Annotated in this window: 17 protein-coding genes and 4 pseudogenes; 7 read left to right on the top strand and 14 right to left on the bottom strand. The window is 68.7% G+C overall.

Annotated elements, in window-relative coordinates:
* Positions 1-330 precede the first annotated feature (330 nt).
* The 3 genes from KPL59_RS11900 to KPL59_RS11890 form a co-directional block, all read right to left on the bottom strand.
* Positions 331-1,095 (bottom strand): transposase, encoded by a 765-nt coding sequence (locus KPL59_RS11900; RefSeq protein ID WP_226359944.1) that lies wholly within the window; start codon positions 1,093-1,095, stop codon positions 331-333.
* A gap of 92 nt (positions 1,096-1,187) precedes the next feature.
* Positions 1,188-1,793 (bottom strand): Fic family protein, encoded by a 606-nt coding sequence (locus tag KPL59_RS11895; protein ID WP_226360833.1) that lies wholly within the window; start codon positions 1,791-1,793, stop codon positions 1,188-1,190.
* A complete protein-coding gene (locus tag KPL59_RS11890; RefSeq protein WP_226360832.1) occupies positions 1,790-2,107 on the bottom strand; it encodes a type II toxin-antitoxin system Phd/YefM family antitoxin in 318 nt (105 codons plus the stop codon). Before KPL59_RS11890 ends, KPL59_RS11895 begins: the two co-directional genes overlap by 4 nt.
* A gap of 653 nt (positions 2,108-2,760) precedes the next feature.
* Between KPL59_RS11890 and KPL59_RS11885 the strand changes: the two genes are divergently transcribed.
* A complete protein-coding gene (locus KPL59_RS11885; protein WP_226360831.1) occupies positions 2,761-3,057 on the top strand; it encodes a hypothetical protein in 297 nt (98 codons plus the stop codon).
* Positions 3,058-3,383: 326 nt separating this feature from the next.
* Here KPL59_RS11885 and KPL59_RS11880 read toward each other — a convergent pair.
* From KPL59_RS11880 to KPL59_RS37570, 4 genes and pseudogenes are all read right to left on the bottom strand, one after another.
* Positions 3,384-3,572: pseudogene (locus KPL59_RS11880) on the bottom strand (helix-turn-helix domain-containing protein); the annotation flags it as partial.
* A gap of 115 nt (positions 3,573-3,687) precedes the next feature.
* Positions 3,688-4,023: a type II toxin-antitoxin system PemK/MazF family toxin gene (locus KPL59_RS11875; RefSeq protein ID WP_226358313.1), complete on the bottom strand. Its 336-nt coding sequence runs from the start codon at positions 4,021-4,023 to the stop codon at positions 3,688-3,690.
* Positions 4,020-4,265, bottom strand: coding sequence for a hypothetical protein (locus KPL59_RS11870; RefSeq protein WP_226358314.1), 246 nt, complete (start codon positions 4,263-4,265; stop codon positions 4,020-4,022). The genes KPL59_RS11875 and KPL59_RS11870 overlap by 4 nt, the downstream gene beginning before the upstream one ends.
* A 434-nt stretch (positions 4,266-4,699) precedes the next feature.
* Positions 4,700-4,810 carry an IS3 family transposase gene (locus KPL59_RS37570; protein WP_226358321.1) on the bottom strand — a complete coding sequence of 37 codons (111 nt, stop codon included), beginning with the start codon at positions 4,808-4,810 and terminating at the stop codon, positions 4,700-4,702.
* A gap of 223 nt (positions 4,811-5,033) precedes the next feature.
* On the opposite strand from KPL59_RS37570, the gene KPL59_RS36850 reads away from it, so the two are divergent.
* The 6 genes and pseudogenes from KPL59_RS36850 (at position 5,034) to KPL59_RS11835 (ending at position 10,544) form a co-directional block, all read left to right on the top strand.
* Positions 5,034-5,207, top strand: coding sequence for a DUF4158 domain-containing protein (locus tag KPL59_RS36850; RefSeq protein WP_226360830.1), 174 nt, complete (start codon positions 5,034-5,036; stop codon positions 5,205-5,207).
* A 47-nt stretch (positions 5,208-5,254) separates the two neighbouring features.
* On the top strand, positions 5,255-6,997 hold the full coding sequence (locus tag KPL59_RS11855) for a Tn3 family transposase (RefSeq protein ID WP_226360829.1): 1,743 nt from the start codon (positions 5,255-5,257) through the stop codon (positions 6,995-6,997).
* Positions 6,998-7,199: 202 nt separating this feature from the next.
* Positions 7,200-7,397, top strand: a pseudogene (locus tag KPL59_RS37565) (Tn3 family transposase); the annotation flags it as partial.
* Between the two features lie 253 nt (positions 7,398-7,650).
* Positions 7,651-7,932: pseudogene (locus tag KPL59_RS11845) on the top strand (Tn3 family transposase); the annotation flags it as partial.
* 269 nt (positions 7,933-8,201) lie between these two features.
* Positions 8,202-9,515 carry a hypothetical protein gene (locus KPL59_RS11840; RefSeq protein WP_226360826.1) on the top strand — a complete coding sequence of 438 codons (1,314 nt, stop codon included), beginning with the start codon at positions 8,202-8,204 and terminating at the stop codon, positions 9,513-9,515.
* 384 nt (positions 9,516-9,899) lie between these two features.
* Positions 9,900-10,544, top strand: a complete 645-nt coding sequence (locus KPL59_RS11835; RefSeq protein WP_226360825.1) for a hypothetical protein — start codon at positions 9,900-9,902, stop codon at positions 10,542-10,544.
* 528 nt (positions 10,545-11,072) lie between these two features.
* On the opposite strand, the gene KPL59_RS11830 is transcribed toward KPL59_RS11835, so the two are convergent.
* From KPL59_RS11830 to KPL59_RS11805, 7 genes and pseudogenes are all read right to left on the bottom strand, one after another.
* Positions 11,073-11,339 carry a tripartite tricarboxylate transporter substrate-binding protein gene (locus KPL59_RS11830; RefSeq protein ID WP_255676976.1) on the bottom strand — a complete coding sequence of 89 codons (267 nt, stop codon included), beginning with the start codon at positions 11,337-11,339 and terminating at the stop codon, positions 11,073-11,075.
* 29 nt (positions 11,340-11,368) lie between these two features.
* On the bottom strand, positions 11,369-11,719 hold the full coding sequence (locus KPL59_RS11825; RefSeq protein WP_226360824.1) for a hypothetical protein: 351 nt from the start codon (positions 11,717-11,719) through the stop codon (positions 11,369-11,371).
* Positions 11,720-11,783: 64 nt separating this feature from the next.
* Entirely contained in the window at positions 11,784-14,129 is a 2,346-nt protein-coding gene (locus tag KPL59_RS36845) for a DEAD/DEAH box helicase (protein ID WP_226358319.1), read from the bottom strand.
* Positions 14,130-14,166: 37 nt separating this feature from the next.
* Entirely contained in the window at positions 14,167-15,345 is a 1,179-nt protein-coding gene (locus tag KPL59_RS11815; protein ID WP_226358320.1) for a hypothetical protein, read from the bottom strand.
* A complete protein-coding gene (locus KPL59_RS35620; RefSeq protein WP_255676975.1) occupies positions 15,342-15,470 on the bottom strand; it encodes a hypothetical protein in 129 nt (42 codons plus the stop codon). The genes KPL59_RS11815 and KPL59_RS35620 overlap by 4 nt, the downstream gene beginning before the upstream one ends.
* A 259-nt stretch (positions 15,471-15,729) precedes the next feature.
* Positions 15,730-16,349 (bottom strand): annotated as a pseudogene (locus KPL59_RS11810) (IS3 family transposase); the annotation flags it as partial.
* 20 nt (positions 16,350-16,369) lie between these two features.
* Positions 16,370-17,593, bottom strand: a complete 1,224-nt coding sequence (locus KPL59_RS11805) for an ISAs1 family transposase (RefSeq protein WP_226351754.1) — start codon at positions 17,591-17,593, stop codon at positions 16,370-16,372.
* Positions 17,594-17,931 lie beyond the last annotated feature (338 nt).

Genomic DNA, 17,931 nt, shown 5'->3' with positions numbered 1-17,931 from the left:
ATCCACTCGCTGCGGCGGGCGTCGCGTGCGTTGCGGAATGCTGATTGCAGCTGACGGGACAGGGCGGTTCCTGCCACGATGACGGGGTCTGGCATTACGGTCCTCTCGCACAGCACCGGAAAACGGACCCAGTGTGCGGCAGGGGACCGACAATTCTTCCGTCCCACTAAGCCAGGCGCGGCAGACACACCGGCAAGAACGCGTTGCCGACCCCGGCACCAGCGGCACGCCCCTCGAGAATCGGACCGAGGTCGATTCAGAGGAGCCGTTCAGCTGTCGGTGGAGGCCGGCCGGGACCGGGGTGGCTGACGGAGGCTTATTCAGGCTCCGTCAGGTAAGTGTGTAGAAGATGAGTCCGATGACTGCCGAGATTGTCGTTTTAAATGTGGCGTAGGGCCGCCGGTAGTCTGTGTGGAGAACTTTCCACGTTTTGATATGGGCGATGACTCGTTCGATGGTGGCGCGTGTGTGGTTGAGGCTCTTGTTGAATGTTTTTTGCCAGTCGAGAAGTTCCCGGCCGGGTGGTTTTTTGAACGGGGTGAGCATGCCGCGCCCGATGTATCCTTTATCGCCGATCGGGGGGTATGTGGCGAGGTGGTCGAGGGCGCCGGATTGGTCGAGGCAATATAGGTCGTGTCGGGAGCCTGGGGTCGGGTCGGAGATCCACGACAGCTGCCCTTCCAGGGTGGCTGCGACCTGGACGACGACGCCGGTGGTGCGATGCTTGCCCGACCACAGACCCGGCACCGCGGCCCATGACCAGCAGGGCAGCAAGGTTCCATCGATGATGTACTGCCGATCGGCACGAAGCTCCTCTGCCGTCGGAACGACACTCCGCAGCGCCTGTGCCAGCAACGGTGTCACCCCCGTGATCGCTCGACTAACCGTCGACTGCGACACCCCATAGGTTTCCGCCAACTCCCACTGCACACGATTCCCGCGCAGATACGCCAACGTGATCACCACCGACCAGAACAACCCCAGAACCGGCGGCCAAGACAAACGTGCCTCCGTCGCGTCCCGCTGATCCTGCTCATACACTATAGCGACAAGATCCTGAATTTCATCACGCCGGAAACCAGTGGTATAGTACATACTGCGGCAGCCCGTTCATCTCGGATTGATTCGGCAAACCAATATTCGCGATGGACGGGCTGTCGCCCAACCCGACACGCCGGGCTAGATCGTTATTTCACGGGGCCTGAATAAGCCTCACGGAGTGGCCTGATGAGGTGGGCGAGCATGGTGTGTAGGGCGGAGCTGTCACCGGCCAGCGAGAGCGCGGAGGCTCGGTTGTTCTCGGCCGGGTCCATCGCGGTCCAGCGCAGTTCGTAGCCCGCGTCGTGGGCGAGCTGGGTCAGGAACGCGCGCTGGGTGCGCCCGTTGCCCTCCCGGAACGGGTGCAGGGCGTTGATGTCGCCCAGCAGCTCGGCCATGCCGGTGACGAAGCCGTCGAGGTCACACCCGCGCAGCACCTGCTGGGTGTGCAGGCGGGAGAAGATGTCGTCGGCGAAGGTCTCGAGGTGCTGGGGCAGGCAGAACAGCTGTCCCTTGCCGATGGACACGGTGCGCAGCTGCCCGGCCCAGTCGTAGAGGTCGCTGAAGACGTGGTGGTGGAAGTCCTGCAGGTGGTCCAGGTCGTAGCGCCCGGGCAGCGGCGCCTGGCGCAGCTCGATCAGGCGCAGGGCGGTGAGCTCGGCCTCGGCCTGGGCGAGCTCGGCCGGGTCGGTGATCCCCAGCCGGTTCCGCAGGACGCCGGTGTCGAGGTCGAGGTAGGGGTCCGGGCCGGTCAACGGCGGTAACGGGCCAGGACACGCTCACGAGCGTCGTCGGTGCTCAGCGAACCCGCAGCGACACCGTCGAGCAACGCCAGGCCCTGCGCGCTGGGCTCGAGACCCTCCGCACGCACCGATGCCAGCGCCTCCTCGACATCCGCGCGTCGCTGCGCCGCTCTGATGAGCTGCTCGTAGCGGGCCACTGACATCACCACCGCCTCGGGCTTGCGATGAGCACCGACGAAGACGGGCTCTGCATCCGGGTCCTGCACCCGCTTCAGCGTCGCCGCCAGCGCCGTACGAAACTCGCGGAACGACAACACCTCAGGCACCCACACACCTCAAAGGGTACCCGAACGCGTACACATTCGAGTACGCCACGGCTCACCCGTTGAGCGCGACTCCGAAAGCGGGCAAGGTCCCCGGCACCAATCTGGACCTGCCACCCGAGCACAGAACGCCGGGGAGGGGACACATGTCGGATACTGGATCCTGGATCCCCGAGGACAGCATGAGCTCTGGAGACCGGTTCGACAGCGCACTCCGTCAGCTGCATTCCCTACGGTGCGCACCAACGCCCACCCCTGACCGACCGGGCGGACCCGACGGGCCGGCCACCGGAGGGCCACTCTCCGAGGCCTCCGCCGGGTTGTTCACGCTGCTCACGCAACTCGCTGCGATCACCGCTGAACTCGGAAACAGCGACGAAGCCGCTGCCGACCCGACCGCACGGCGGCTGCCGGCGGACATCAGCGATGGTCTCGACCACGCCCAGCACGCTGCGATGGCCCTCCTCGTCTCGTACCGCACCGAGGACGGCACCGCATGGACAGACCCCGGCCGAACAGACGCTGTCGCCAGTGCGGACCACAGTCTCTGGTGGTGGGAATGTGGAAGAACAGTACCGATCCCCGCGGGTTGCCCTGGTCGCGTTCCCGTCCCGGCGGCCTGTGGTTGTTTCTGCTGTTCAGGGCGGTGAGGCGGCATGAACGCGCTGCTTCGTCATGTCGTGGCGGCGGTCCGGGATCGTGCCGTCGAGATCGCCGTCGTCACCGCTCTGGGAGCCGCGGCGGTGTGGCTGACCTGGTGGTTCACCGCGCCGCTCGGCTTCGCCGTCGGCTGGTGGGCAGCCGCTGAGCTGCGCCTCCGGCGCTCTCGCCGGACCGCCCCGGCCTCGACCCTGGCCGAGCTGCCTGCCGCAGGTACCTGCTCAGAGGCCACTGAGTCGCCTTCTGAGCCGGTTTCGGCTGGTCAGCAGGTCGAGGGGAGGGCGCGGGCATGACCACCACGTCTTCTTCCTCGACCTCGTGGACCGCGAACCGGGCAGCAGAGCGCCGGGAGACCCGTGCGCTGGAAGCACGTCTGGCTCGCGAGGCCGCCGACGCTGCTGCGCAGCGGCGGATCGCCGAACAGAACGCCCGCCAAGACCGCGCCCGCACCGACCACGACGCCGCTGAGCAGCGACGAGCCGAGCGGGCAGCCGCACGCGCCGCAGCCCGCACCCGCCGAACACGATCACCCGGCCGAACCGGCAGCTGTCCCCGAAACGGGCGACGATGACGACTCTGCCTGGACCGCCACCGGGGCGGACCGGGGTCAAGGCCCCTGCGGCCGTGAGCTGCGGTCGACCATCCCGGCCGGCCCCTCGGCCCGGTAGCGGTCGGACCATTTCGACGCTGTCCGTGGCGAGACCATGAACATCTTCGCCGCGGCGGTGTGGGTCCAGCCGTGATCGACGACGAGTTGAGCGAGCCGCAGCCGGGCGCGCGGGGTCAGGGCGGCGTTAGCGTGGGACACGGAGGCCTCCGGTGGGTGAAGCGGTTCCTCGACAGCTCCACTTCACAACCGGAGGCCTTCGTCTGTCAGACAGACTCACCGATCCCGGGCGGTACAACCTCCCTGGACATCACAACTAGATGGTGAGCATGCGTGCAAGCACGCGGCGTACCTCCGCCAACTCATCTTCGGCCGGGGCGAGTTCAGGCGCGGGGCGGCGAAACCGCTGGGCAGCCACGGTACGGACTTGCTCGGTGATAGCCCAGCCATCACCGAGCCGCACGCGATGCAGCCACCCAGGCCGGGCGACGCTGGTCAACGGCAGCACGCTCACGAGCTGCCCGGCGGTCAACTCCAAGTGGAACGACGAGGACACCACGAGCGCGGGCCGATCCTTGCCCTGTTCGCGCCCCCGCACCGGGTCGAAGTCGACGAACCACACTGCGCCGGGCTGAATCGAGTCACGGCTCACCGCTGCGGCTGCCAACCGTCAATAACCGCCGCGTCGGCGGCGGCAAGCTCATCAGCCTCGGCCAAATAGTCGAGCCACTCCTGAGGGGCTCGCTCCCGGTCCCGTCGCACTGCTGCGACCACCGCGCGCTCCCAGTGTTCATCCAGCAACCGACGGATCACCTCATCGGCGCTGGCCCCGCCGAATTCGTCTCGCGCCACGCGCCGTACCCGTTCACGAGTCTCCTCACTTACTCGCAGCATGTCACCCAGTCTACCAGAACGTAAATAAGCACGTAAACGCGTTCGATTACCCTGAGTCCACGCCTGGGTCTACTTCGGCCCAAGCCTCAGCAGCGGAACATCCTCGACCTGACCACTCACCGGCGCCTCCTCGACCGACCTGTACCTGCCGCAGGTTCCGGACCCGACCCCTGCGCCGTTCTCCTTGCGCCGGCACTCCCGACTGGGCAACCTCAGGCCCGCCGCCTACGACCACGAGACGGTTGAAATCCCATGAGCCGGGCCTCCACCAGACCCAGGGCGAGTCAGGTGGGATCCAGGGCCCCGGCAAAGTCGCGATAGGCGGCGGTAGTCGCCCCACGCGGCCTTCTGATTGCCGCGCTGCACCTGCCCGGGACCAGCTATAGCGCCGAGCGGCGGCGCAGCTGCGCCGCTTGTCACGGCTCGCCACAAGATCATCTAACGACTTTGCCGGGGCCCTGGGGGATCAGGCCGAGTTCGCCGTGTAGTCGGCGGTGGTTGTACCAGTCGATGTATTCCGCGACGGCCAGTTCCAGATCGTTGATCCCTTGCCAGGCCCGAGTTGCACAGGTTTAGTACCCCGGGGCGTTGATGGCGGGTAGCCGGTTGAGGATGGCGCGGGCCTGGTCGGTGATCTGCGGCGCTGCAGTGATCGGGTGACCGCCGACGTCGACGCGGGGTCGCCGTAGTATCCGGGAAATTTCGGGCGGATATGGCTGGGTAGGCTTCTGACCAGGGGATCTTTGGGGTTCTGGTGGGAGGTTGCCGGTGGTCGCTCCGGTGTTCACGGACGAGGAGCTGGAGGGGCTGCGGCGGTTCCCGGAGATCGGCCGTGAGGACTTGTTCCGGTTCTTCACCTTGGCCCCGGCGGACGTCGCGTTCGTCGGCCCCGGCCGGGGCCGGGGGCCGGCGGACCGGCTCGGCCTGGCGGTCGCCGCCTGACCGCCCAGGCGTTGACGCGCCGCGAGCCGGAACGCCGGTACCCGATCTTGCTGACGCTGCTGGCCCAGTCGGCGACCGAGGTGCTCGACGAGGTCGTGGCGCTGTTCGACCAGGCGATCTCGGCTCGGGAGAGCAAGGCCGTGCACAAGATGCGGGACTACCTGGCCGAACGCGCCAAGTCCGGGGAGAACCGCCAGGAGCTGCTGGACGCGATCCTGGCCATCGTCGCCGACCCCGCCGTGCCGGACGAAGACGTCGGCGGCCTGATCCGCGGCGAGCGGATCGGCTGGGACCGGCTCCGATCCGCGCAGTCGACTGCGTTGCCGCCGCTGCCGCGCGATCACGGGCACCTGGCCGCCTTGGACGGCTCGTACGGGTACCTGCGGCAGTTCACCCCGCAGGTGCTCGACGCCGTGCGGTTCGCCGGCGGCACCGCCGCGGCCGAGCTGCTGGAAGCGGTGGCGATCCTGCGGGAGCTGAACGCCACCGGCGCCCGCAAGGTCCCCGACGACGCGCCGACCGGGTTCGTCCCGGCCCGCTGGCACGGCTACCTGGACACCGCCGCGGCGAACGGCAGCGCGACGGCGTATCGGCACTACTGGGAGCTGTGCGTGCTGCTGGCGCTGCGGGATGGGTTGCGCACCGGGGACGTGTTCGTGCCGGGCAGCCGCCGCTACTCCGACCCGGCCGCCTACCTGCTCACCGAGGCCAAGTGGGCGGATCAGCGGGCGGAGTTCTGTCGTCTGGTCGGTAAACCTGCCGACGCTGCCCAGGAATTGGCCGATGCCGAGGGCGAGTTGCACGCCGCGCTAGGCGAGCTGGAAACGACGCTCGGACAGGGCGACGGCCCGGTCCGCCTGGACGTCGACGGCGATTTGGTGATCTCCCCGCTGACCGCGGAAGACGTGCCGAGCGAGGCGATGGCGTTGAAGGCGGAGCTGACCGAGATGCTGCCGTTCGCGCCGATCGTGTCGCTGCTGATCGAGATGGACAAGCGCACCGGGTTCCTGGGCTGCTTCACCCACGCCGGCGGCAAGCAGGCCCGAACCCCGGAGCTGAAGCGGAACTTGATCGCGGTGCTGCTCGCGCAGTCGACGAACCTCGGGCTGACGCGGATGGCGGACGCGTGCGGGATCTCCTACGACATCCTGGCCTGGACCGCCGAGTGGTACGTGCGGGAGGAGACGCTGCGGGCGGCGAACCTGGCGCTGATCGGCTACTACCAGCGGCTGCCGCTGACCCCGGTCTTCGGTACCGGCACTCTGTCCTCTTCGGATGACCAGCGGTTCCCGACACGTGGAAAGTCCGTGACGGCAAGGGCAGTGAGCCGCTACTTCGCGCATGAGGGGCTCTCGACGTACACACACGTGACCGACCAGCACACCACCTACGGCACGAAAATCATCGTCGCGACGAAACGTGAGGCCCACTACGTCCTCGACGAAATCCTCGGCAACGCCACCGACATCCCGATCACCGAGCACGCGACCGACACTCACGGCGTCACGCTGGTTAACTTCGGGCTCTTCGACCTGCTCGGGCTCCAGCTCTCACCGCGCATCCGGGACCTGGGCAAGATCACTCTCTACCGGCCCGGACCGAAATCGGCGGCCGAGACGGCGTTCCCGCTGACGGGGCCGCTACTGACCCGCAAGCTCAACACCGACCTGATCGCCGAGCACTGGGACGACCTGCTGCGCCTGGCCGGATCGCTGAAGTTCGGGCACGCCACCGCGTCACTGAGCCTTTCCCAACCTGTTTGCCCTGGTGGGAGGGCCCGAAGCCCGTAGCGATGGCCCCTGGCGCCGCCCCAGAAGGTCGCCGCCGCGGCACCCAGCAGCCGATCCCTCCCCAGGAGCAGGTCAACGCCGCACTGAAGTGCTGAACGGCACCCACACCAGCGGCGAAGACGGGTTCAACGCGATATCGCGCCCCAGCTCCTCCGCTCCGATCCCACCTGACCAGCACAAACAGGTTGGGAAAGGCTCACTGCTGGTCGGCAAACTCTCCGCGTCCGGGCGGCAGAACGCGCTCGCCGCGGCGCTCAAGGAATATGGCGCGTTGCGGCGCACGATCTACGCCGCCCGCTACCTCGCCGACCCCGCCTACCGGCGCAAGATCTCCCGGCAGCTCAACAAGGGCGAATCGCTGCACGCCCTCAAGCGGGACCTGTTCTACGCGCACGAGGGCATGGAGCCTTTCCCAACCTGTTTCCGCTGGTCAGGTGGGGTCGGAGCGGAGGAGCTGGGGCGCGATATCGCGTTGAACCCGTCTTCGCCGCTGGTGTGGGTGCCGTTCAGCACTTCAGTGCGGCGTTGACCTGCTCCTGGGGAGGGATCGGCTGCTGGGTGCCGCGGCGGCGACCTTCTGGGGCGGCGCCAGGGGCCATCGCTACGGGCTTCGGGTCCTCCGACCAGGGCAAACAGGTTGGGAAAGGCTCATGGTCCGCGCCCGGCACCTGGAGGGCCAGACCGAGCAGGCGTGGTGCCTCACGCTCGTGACCAACGCCGTAGTCACGTGGACGACCGAGTACTACGGCCTGGCCGTCGAGCAGATGCGCGCGGCCGGACGCCGGATCGACGACGAGGTCCTGGCCCACATCTCCCCGGCCCACTCGGAGAACATCAACTTCTTCGGCGCCATCGAGGTCGACATCGAAGGCGAGCTCGCCCAGCTCGGCCCCACCGGATACCGGCCACTACGAGTGCGCGACACCCTGTTCTGAACAGCTTTCCGTCCCTCTCGCCGCGACTCTGCGTCATCGAGCCGGCCTCACTCATCCGGCTGCTGCCACACCACCCCCGCCACACTGCGCTCACCGCGATCACCGCTGGTCAGACCCACTGTCGTTGTTCGTGAACACCACCCATGACCATCGCCATCGAACAAGTCGTGGTCGCTTCCACCGATGCGGCTGAGACACGCGATAATCTTGCGTTATCTGACCTATCCCGCGGACGCGGGCGCAGGTCCATGTCCAGGGAAGGGGCCCGGATGAGCGGGGAGAAGGCCGTCGACGCCCGCCCGGGCGGCGAACTGGGCCCTGTTGCGGGCGCCTCGACCGAGCCCGACCCCCGGCCCGACACTGAGCTCGATACCGCGGTGCTGCCCGGCGGGGTCGCGGCCGCCGCGGCCCGGGCGGCCTCCCTCGCGGCGCTGGCCGCCTGCGCCGACGCCCACGCGGTCGCCGCGCGGGCTCCGCGCACCCGGCTCGCCTACGCGGGGGACTGGGCGCACTTCGCCCGCTGGTGCGCCGCAGCGGGGCTGGAGTCCCTGCCGGCGGCGGTGGACACCGTGCGGCTCTACCTGGCCGACCTCGAGGCCACCCGCACCCCGGGCGGGGAGGCGGTGTTCTCCCCGGCCACGATGGGCCGGCGTCTGGCCGCGATCGCCGCTGTCCACCACGACGCCGGCCACCGGTCCCCGACCCGGGACCCGGCGGTCGGGGCGGTGCTGACCGGCATCAAGCGGGCCCGGGCCCACGCCACACATCAGATGCGCCCGCTCCTGCTGGAGGACCTGCGCACCGTGCTCGCGGACATGGAGTTCGGGACGTGGCCGGCCGGGTTGATCGGCGCCCGCGACGCCGCCGTGCTGCTGATCGGGTTCACCGGAGCGCTGCGCCGCAGCGAGCTCGCCGCCCTCACCGTCGCCGACGTGTCCTTCCACCCGGTCGACGGGCTGCACGTGCGCATCGCCCGGTCCAAGACCGACCAGACCGGGCGTGGCGCCACCGTTGTGCTGCCCTACGGCGCCCGGGCGGGTACCTGCCCGCCGTGCGCGGTGCTGCGCTGGATGGGGCTGCTCGCCGCCGCTCCGAACGGTCGCCCGGCCCTGATGCGCGACGTCCTGGCCACCCCATCCTGGCCCGACCTGGACCACCTGTTCGGCCACCCCGAACCCACCCCTGTCAGCGCTGACGGCGTCGGCGCCTGCTCACCGATCGAGACCGGCGCCGCGGAGCCTCCCAAACGGACAGCCCAGCCGTTCCGAGCTCCCGTGCCCGCGCTGGCCGGTCACACACCGCTGCTGCGGGCGATCCGTCGCGGCGGATCGCTCTCCGACACCCCGATGACCGGCGACGCCCTGCACGCCATGGCACGCCGACGCGCCGAGGCCGCGGGCCTGCCGGGACCGATGGGGTTCCACTCGCTGCGCGCCGGGTTCGTCACCACCGCACGACGCAACGGCGCCGACCACCGCTCCGTACGCCGTCAGACCCGCCACAGCAGCGACGCCATGATCGAGACCTACGACCGCGACCACGCCCCCCTCGTCGGCAACGCCGTGACCCGGCTGGGCTTGTGAACGATGACTCCGGCTCCTGAGGATGGCCTTCGATCAGTTACCGATCGCTCACTTCCGTCGAATCCACCCCCGTTGACCGCCGCAGAACCGCCCTGGGACGCCGCCGGGACCGGCTACCGCCGAGAGTGGGTGCTGTTCTGTGACTACGCCGCCGCGACCGGGCAACCGGCACTACCGACCACAGTGCCCACCCTGACCGGGTTCTTCACCGCACTACCCGCCCGCCCAGCCACCCAAGCACGGCGGGTCCGCGCGATCGCCGGCGCCCACCGCCGAAGCGGACACCTGCTCCCACGCCCAGAGACCGGACCCGCCGCGCCGCCGCTCTCGCAGCCGCGGCCGCGTCCGGCAACCGGTCGTACCGACAGCCCTGACCCAGGCCAGATGATCACCGCCTGCCCAACCCGGGGTTGGCCCCACGGGCTCCACGGCCGCCGCGACGCCTTCCTGGTCGTCGCCACCGTGGTCTTGAACCTGCCCCAGACACGCGTACGGGACCTCGTTCCCGCCGCAGTCACCGTCGACGTCGACCGGGTGCGGGTCGGTGAACAGCCCGTGCCCGCCGACGTCGACCCGCGTCGTTGCCCGACCTGCGCCGTCGTGCGCTGGCTGGACATCCTCGGCGCCCTCGACGGCCTGGGCCGCGGATCGACCCGCATGAACCTCACCAGCGCCCACGCCCCGACCGCCACCGACCCACACCGCCACGAGTGCCGGACCCCGCAACGGTGGCGCGCCGCCGCCACACTCCTGCCGGCCATCGACCGCTACGGCTGGCACACCGACTACCGCCCCATCACCACGCGCACCATCCGTACCCGACTCGCCCTGGCCACCACCCGCGCAACACAGCAGAACGAGCACGACACCCCGGCTCCCCGCCCGCCGGACGCGACCGCACCCACCTCGACTGCCGCGGCCCAAGAAGCCCCCAGCCTGGACGAGGTCCTCACCCTCCTCGACCGCATCGCCGACGACGCCGACGCACTCAACGACCAGATCATCACCCTGCTCAACAGAAACCCATGACCCTCCCGCAAACTCCAAGATCAGAAACCCACCCAGCCATATCCGCCCGAAATTTCCCGGATACTACGGCGACCCCAACAGGCGCGGGCGACGGTGCCGGGCGGGGCGGTGGTTCAGACACAGGAGCCGAGGCCGGCGCCGGGGCGGGGCCGGCCACCACGTCGGTGACCGCGCCCCCCGCCGCGCCGACCGCGTCCACAGCCTTGTGCCCCGCATCGGTCAGACCACCCAGGACACCCACCGCGCCCTCCCCCCACGGGCCCTCGACCGCGGGCTCCAGCTCCGCAGCCGACGCAGAGGCGAGCAAGACCGGCGTCACCGCGGTCCCACCGAGCATCGCCCCCGCCGCCAACACCGCGAACACCGACCGACGCGCCACCCCCGCTACCAGCGACGACGAGACCCAGGACGAAGGACTACTAATATATAACAAGTAGCTTACCTTTACCGAGCCGATCGGTGGGTATGTGGCGAGGCTGCCGAAGGCCCCGGATCGGTCGAGAGGGCTCGTCGACTCGACGACGTTCGTCAGGCGACTCCGAGTCCACCGAGGACCCGACGAACGCGCGCAGCTTCTGTATTCAGGAAGGCATGGAATTGTGCTGCAGATAGATGCGCGTCCTGCCAATTATTCTCGGCGAGGTGCTGCTTCCACTGCGGCGTGGCGACCAGGGATGCGATCACTCCCTCCAGGGCGGCGCGCTGGGTCAAAGACAGGCCAGGTGGGGCTATCAGGCCGCGCCAGTTGAACAGTTCGATATTAATCCCGAACTCATGCGTGGTAGGAATATCCAAGCCAGCTACTCGCTCATAGGCCGCGACTGCTAGTGCCCGGAATTCTCCCGTACTGCTTGCGCGGACACCTCCAGCGCTCGCTGTCCGCGACGGGTCCCGCGCCTGGCCCGTTCACCAGCGAGAAGCCGGGCCAGGTAGTCCACGGTCGAGGCCAGGGCGTGTTCCAGTTCGGTTGCGATCCGTTCCAGGGCGCGGGCGATCTCTTCGTCGCTGTGGTTAGAGGGGAGCGCAGTGGAAAGAGGTGTCGCCGGCGTGGTGATGGAAGTGGGCGACGACGTGTGCTGTACGGGTGCGGCGGCGAATCCGGTGGTCATGCTCATCGGGATCGCCGCGTCGAGGATGACGGTGATGGTGCGTTGTGCGTACGTCGTCGTGCTCACGCTCCGCAGTACAGCACGACACGAAACGTCCGATCAAGATCAGATGCGTATCGCACATGCACGCTCACGAAGCGTGCGCCAGGATCACCTCGCGGGGGTTAGGGAAGCCGAGAGCCCTGTACCCCGGCGCCCGTTTGGCCAACGACGAGGCGAGCACGGCGGTCTGCTCGTCGTGGTAGTCGTGCACCTCGGCCGTCGTCTTGCCGGGGTGCGGCCTGAGCACACGGCCTACGAACTGCACGAGGCGGCCCTTGAAGGCGATCGGCGCCGCGAGAAAGAGGGCGTCAAGGGCGGGGCAGTCGAAGCCCTCCCCCACGTAGGGCCCGGTCGCCACGACGAGCAGCGGCGCCGGCCCCGGTTCAAGACGGGCCAGAGCAGCCTTGCGTTCCCGGGCGCCCATTCCGCCACGCAGGACCACCGGATCTTGGCCCTCCTCTCGCAGGCGCGCCGCCAGGGTCTCGACGTGGCTCTTCCACTGCGTCAGGACGAGGCAGTTCCTCCCGCGGCCCAACGCCTCGAGAACGTCACCGACGACCTGAACCGTGCGTGTCTCGTTGGCGGCGAGGTCTCGGTAGATCGCCGCCATCCCGCCCGGCTTCGACGGATCTGCGTCACCGAGGTACTCGTAGGAAGTCGGATGCACAGCCAGCTGACGCTCAGGGGCTTCGGCGGCCCCCAGCGTGCCCGCCGGCGGAGGTGTCACCGTGTGCCGGATCGGGCCGAGCTGGTGGTGGATGAGCTCATCGAGGCCGTCACGCCGGTACGGGGTCGCGGTCAAGCCGACCCATCGCTTCACCCGGATCTGCCGGACTGCATTCTCGAATGCGGCAGCGGGTAGGTGATGACACTCGTCCACGAGGACGAGCCCATATCCCGAGGTCAGCTCCGCGACGTCCTGACGGCGGGCCAGCGTCTGCAGAGTGACGACATCGACGACGCCCCGCAGCGAGGACCGTCCGGCGCCCAGCTGGCCCGCCCGAACACCCAAGAGTTCCCTGATGCGGCTCCGCCACTGATCCGCCAACGCCTTGCGATCCACCAGGATCAGCGTGGCTACACCGTGCTCCGCGATCAGCGCGCATCCCATGACGGTCTTCCCCGCACCCGGCTCTGCGACGAGCACACCGAGGTCGTGAGCAGCGAGGTCGGAGACGGCGGCAGCCTGGTCCTCGCGTAGCGTCGCCGCGAGCTCGAAACCATGGCTGTCGCCGTCAGAGCGCTCGTCGGCGATCTCGACGCGGCTCCCAGCCTCCTCCAGCACCGAGATGACCCGCTCACCGAGACCGCGGGGCAGGACGAGCCGGCCGTCCATGGTCTCGTCGTAGCTCAACAGGAACCGGGGCACGTTCCACGTCGACAGCCGTCGCCGCTGCCGCTCACCGAACAACGGGTTGTTCATCGACGCCGCGTGTTTGAGCGTCCCCAGTGCTGCCGGAGTCAGCTCCGACACGGCTACCTCGCAACCGGCCCGCAGTCGTAGCCCGACTACAGCCGCTGATCTCGGTCTTGTCCGCGTCGACATGGCGGGGGCCAAGCTCTCGACTGCTCCACCGACCTTCACCGCCCCGACCCGCCCGGCGAGGCGGGTGACCTCAGCGGAGGACAGTCGATGCATTCCGGACAGGTACGCCCACTGATCCTCGTGCGGTTCGAGAGTGCCCAGGTCGAGAAACACCGTCGCGCCATCCTTGCGAGCCTGGCCGTGAAGCGGAGCGGCGATCAGGTTCCCGATGCCACCAGAGGACGGCAGGACGTCCTGGGAGGGAAACAGACGGTCGTAGCTGCGCAGATCGATCCGTCCACGGACAGCGATCGCCTCCCGGAGCAGCCCCATGCCCAGAGCTCGGGCCGACGCGGCAGGAACCGTGCCGGAGAAGAAGATCCACACATGCGCACCGATCCCGGACCGGGACACCTCCAGAGCCGCAGGCACACCGGCCGCCCTGGCTGCCTTGAGATACGCCAACGCGTCGAGCATCGCCGCGGGACCGTCGAAGTCCGCCGCAAGCCATCGACAGGTGTCTCCCGGCATCAACGGGTACAGCCCGATGTGGTCGCGACCCGACAGGTGTGCTGCGACCACGTCGTCGCCAAGACGCAGGCGCGGACGGTTCGCGCCTTTTCGCCACCCGCCAGCGACCGCCGGAACCCAGCCCGACTTCCCTGACCTCGCGTTCTCCCAGCGAATCGCATAGACGTCGTCGCGTGCCGCGAACATCGCCCTGAAGAAAGCCACCTTCTGTTGCGGTGTCGACGCCGCCGTCACCATGCCGGGGTGCTCCAGGAACAACCCCGCCTGGGACGGAACCGGGGGGCGGGCCTGCTCTGCCGTCAGTCCCAGCAGCCGCAGCAGTCGACCGTTCTCCGCCTGCAGCCGAGCGAGCTCACGCTCGAGATCCCCGGTCGCCACGGACCTCACGATGCCACAGCTGCACGGAAACCGGCGGTCAGCGGGAACGGGCCACGAGCCCTGCTCGGTCGATCCGCTCGACGAAACGCGACTTGCGCTGATGGCGAGCACGCAGCTCAGCGAGCCGTTCATCGAACCCGCTCGCCTGGTCGGCCCGGTCGGCGACGACCCACAGGTCTTCGAGTAGCGCGACAGCGGCGGCGTACTCGGCCGGCTTCCCGGTAGTGACCATTGCCTCGACCCGGTCCCAGCCACCCTGCACGTCCGCGGACAGCGCCGTGAGGCGTCGTTCCCGCGCCGCCGCGTGCTCGCGTTCCCGCGCCGCTTCTGCCTCCGCGCGCACGATCTCGGCATGCCGATGCTTCTTCTGTCGGACCAGGTGAGCGGCATCCAGTAGCTCGGCTACCGTCCGAGGTAGGCCCTCTTCGCCGACCGCTGGATCCGAGACATTCACCTGCCGACGAAGCTCCGCCTGGGCGACGAGGCTCTCGCCACGCGCGACCAAGACGAGCAAACGGTCCTTCTCGTTGTCCAGAAGCCGCGCCACCCGGGAAGCCAGCTGCTTCGTCGTCAGTCGCGCACCCGCCAACGGCGGGCTCACCTGTGCCGCGACCGTGAGCAGGTCCGGGTCCAGACGCAGGAAGTCAGCGAGCACTCGCTGCGAGGCCGTCAACTCCGACAAGCCCGGAGGCACCACCGGCTCTTGGGTCTCCTCATTGTCCGACTCGAACGCGCATTCGTCGCGGTCCCAGCTTCCCTGCGCCGCCAGCCAGCCCAGATACAGCGGACGCAGGTCTCCGGCCGCCAGCTCGGCTCGCAGTCCGACGAGTCCTGCCAACGTGTACAGATCGTCCGGGCCGAAGAACTCGGCGTTCTCGTCGTCACTGTGTAAGCTCAGGATCAGATGCTCGGCGGTTTCCCAGACGGACACCAGCGAATCGACCAGATGCGACTGGACCACCTCGATGTCGAGCACCCCGAGGGGCAGGCGCAGCATCAGCGTCCGGCTGCCCCAGTTGGCGAAGTACAGATGGGCGTCGTAGTAGCGCTCCATCAACCGAAGCGGATCACCGCGGAAGTCACCCCAATGATACTCGTTAGTGAAACTCGTCGCGCTGATCTGCGCCCGCGACGACATCGCACGCACAGATGCCTGCGCCCGATCGTCGAGCGGCCGGTCCACCGCGAGAAACTCGTAATACTGGTACTCGCTCACACCAGGCCACCGGCCGCCCACTGCCGATAGACGTGGATCCAGTCCCCGCCCACCGGTGGCGACGGCAAGGGCAGCTCACGAAAGTCGATGGACTGCGGCTCCCCGCCCCGTCGAGGGACCGCCACCAGTCCGCCATTCGAGGGTAGGGCGGCCTCGACCACAGTCACATCGACGCCCAATACCATCGTCGAGAACGGGAGGTCGACGTGCTCCTCCAGGGCGTGAAACCCACTAAGCGGCTCCTCGACATCTCTGTAGCCCACTCAGCCGAGCCTACGCTTTCGTGCAACCTGCGGACACCTCCAGCACCCGCCGCCCACGACGGGCCCGTTCACCAGTAAGGAGACGAGCTAGGAAGCCCACGGTCGAGGCCGCGCCGTGCGGCATGTGATCAGCGAGGGCCCACCCGGCGAGTTTGCGGGAGCAGCAGTCGATCACCGTGGCCAGATACAGGTTCGTCCCGCCTGCGAGGGGCAGGTAGGTGATGTCACCGACGTAGACCTGGTTCGGTGCTGGGGCGGTGAAATCCCGCCTGAGCAGGTCGGGCACCGTCTGCCGGGACTGCTCGACGATCGTGGTGTGCACCCGGCGCCGGCTGCGGTAGCCGGCGACCCCGGCCGCACGCATCACCCGCGCGACGCGTTTGTGGTTGACCCTGTCCCCGGCTGCGGCGCCGTCGTTGAGCTCGGTCGTGGCCCGCGGTACACCGATGGTGTTGTCGCCGTCATAGATCGTCTGGATCCGCGCCACCAACACCGCATCACGGACGGCCCGACGCGCCCGGGCCGGAGCGGCCGCCAACCAGGCGTAGAACGACGACCTCGAGACGTGCACGAGCTCGCACAACCGCTTCACCTCGAAGGTGTGCCGGTGGTCAGCGACGAACTGGAAGCGGGTCACCAGCGCGTCTCCCCCGCGAAATACTTGGCCGCCCGCTGCAAGATCTCCCGCTCGGCGGTCAGCTTCTTCTCGCTGATCTCGAGTTCACGGACCCGGGCCTCGAGACAGGGCCCCGGCAAAGTCGCTAGATGATCTTGTAGGTGGTCAGTGGTCGATGGGGGTCGCGGGCGTGGTGGCGGAGTGCTGCGGCGATGTTGCTGACGCCGTGCAGGCGTAGCGCGGTGATCGCGAGGTTCCGCAACGCCGACATGACCTGCGGGGCGTGACCGGTGTGGGCGGTGGCGCGGTCTTCGTCGAAGCAGACATCACGGACCCAGTGCAGGCGATTCTCGATCGACCAGTGCCCACGGATCCAGCGGGCGAGCAGTCCTGGATCGGCGTCGGTGCTGGTCAGGCTGGTGATCGCGTAGGCGGTCTCGGTTCTCCACTTCCCGCCAGGCCGCAGTGGGCGACGCCGGCGCACCAGCTTGATCGCCTGGGATGCGTGGGGGAAGAACTCTGCGCCCAGGTCGGGACAGGGGTGCAGGCTGACCACGCTGATCGTGCGGGTCTCGACGCGGCCGTGCCCACGCCCGCGTTGACGATCAGCGACGCCGATCTGGGTCCAGGGCAGCGCCCGTACCCGTGCCAGCAGCGTGGGCTGGTTCGCTTTGATCGTCATCAGGTAGTGCCCGCCGCGGCGGTGTAGGTAGTCGGCGTGGGCTCGCTGGGTGTGCAGAGCGTCCGCGGTGACCAGTACATCGTCGAGGTCGAGGGGGTCGAGCAGCGCGGTGAACGCGGTGATCTCGCTGCCCTTCTCTGCGACCTGAACCTGGCCGAGCACGCCACCGCTGGTCTGGTCGAGCACCGACACCAGATGCGGGAGCCAGACCCTGCCGTCGGCGGCACGGACGCGGGCGCCGCGCAGGGTCTTGCCGTCCAAGGCCAGCACGCGACGCTGTTCTCGCCGGGGTGTGCCCTCCGCCGCCGGCTGGGCGCTGAGCTGGGGCAACACCCAGGACTGCAACGCCGCCTCCAGCGCCGAGGCGTCGACCCGTTGCAGGACCCGGCGGATGGTCGACTCGTGCGGAGCGACCGCGCCCACCCCGAGCACGTCCAGCACGGCGCGGCCGACGTCATGGGCGTACTCGGCGATCGCGGTGAACGACCGGGCCCCCGCCAACACCGCGCACGCCCCCAGTAGCAACACCGCGAGGACACCGTGGCGGACACCGCGTGGTTTCCGCGGGTCCGGCACTCGCGACAGGGCCTCCACCAGCGACAACCCCGCCGCCTCACCGACCGGCGCGGCTCTCCCCGCGTCAGGACCGACCTCCAGGCCTTCCAGAGCAGCAACGATCGGAGACACTGACACTGCGGACACAGGCTTCCTGACGTGAGCAAGGATTCGACACCCTCATGATCACGCCAAGCCTGTGTCCGCACCCACCCCCACCCCCCACATCACCGCAGCTCAGGACCCACCCATCACGACTTTGCCGGGGCCCTGGGCCTCGAGACGGGCGATCTTCTGCCTCGGTGGTTCCTCCCCACCCAGGCCCGACCCCGGCGTGGTACGCGTGATCTGCACCGGGCTGGGGCAGCTACTGCCATCAGCTGCGGTCTTGTTCCCCGTGCCGTGGATCGTGAGCCAGTCCCGCAACGTGCCCCGCGCGATGCCCAGGTCGTCGGCGATACCACGAGGCT

Origin of the sequence: Pseudonocardia sp. ICBG1142 (assembly GCF_020496255.1) — a bacterium.
GTDB lineage: Bacteria > Actinomycetota > Actinomycetes > Mycobacteriales > Pseudonocardiaceae > Pseudonocardia.
Note: the sequence above shows the minus strand (reverse complement) of the source record. Positions and strands in the feature narration are given on the sequence as shown.

Excerpts from the sequence above, each read along its gene's own strand:
- KPL59_RS11870 (WP_226358314.1), bottom strand. The coding sequence starts at position 4,265 with ATGCTGCGAGTAAGTGAGGAGACTCGTGAACGGGTACGGCGCGTGGCG.
- KPL59_RS11840 (WP_226360826.1), top strand. The coding sequence starts at position 8,202 with ATGAGCGGGGAGAAGGCCGTCGACGCCCGCCCGGGCGGCGAACTGGGC.
- KPL59_RS11900 (WP_226359944.1), bottom strand. The coding sequence starts at position 1,095 with ATGTACTATACCACTGGTTTCCGGCGTGATGAAATTCAGGATCTTGTC.
- KPL59_RS11835 (WP_226360825.1), top strand. The coding sequence starts at position 9,900 with ATGATCACCGCCTGCCCAACCCGGGGTTGGCCCCACGGGCTCCACGGC.
- KPL59_RS11885 (WP_226360831.1), top strand. The coding sequence starts at position 2,761 with ATGAACGCGCTGCTTCGTCATGTCGTGGCGGCGGTCCGGGATCGTGCC.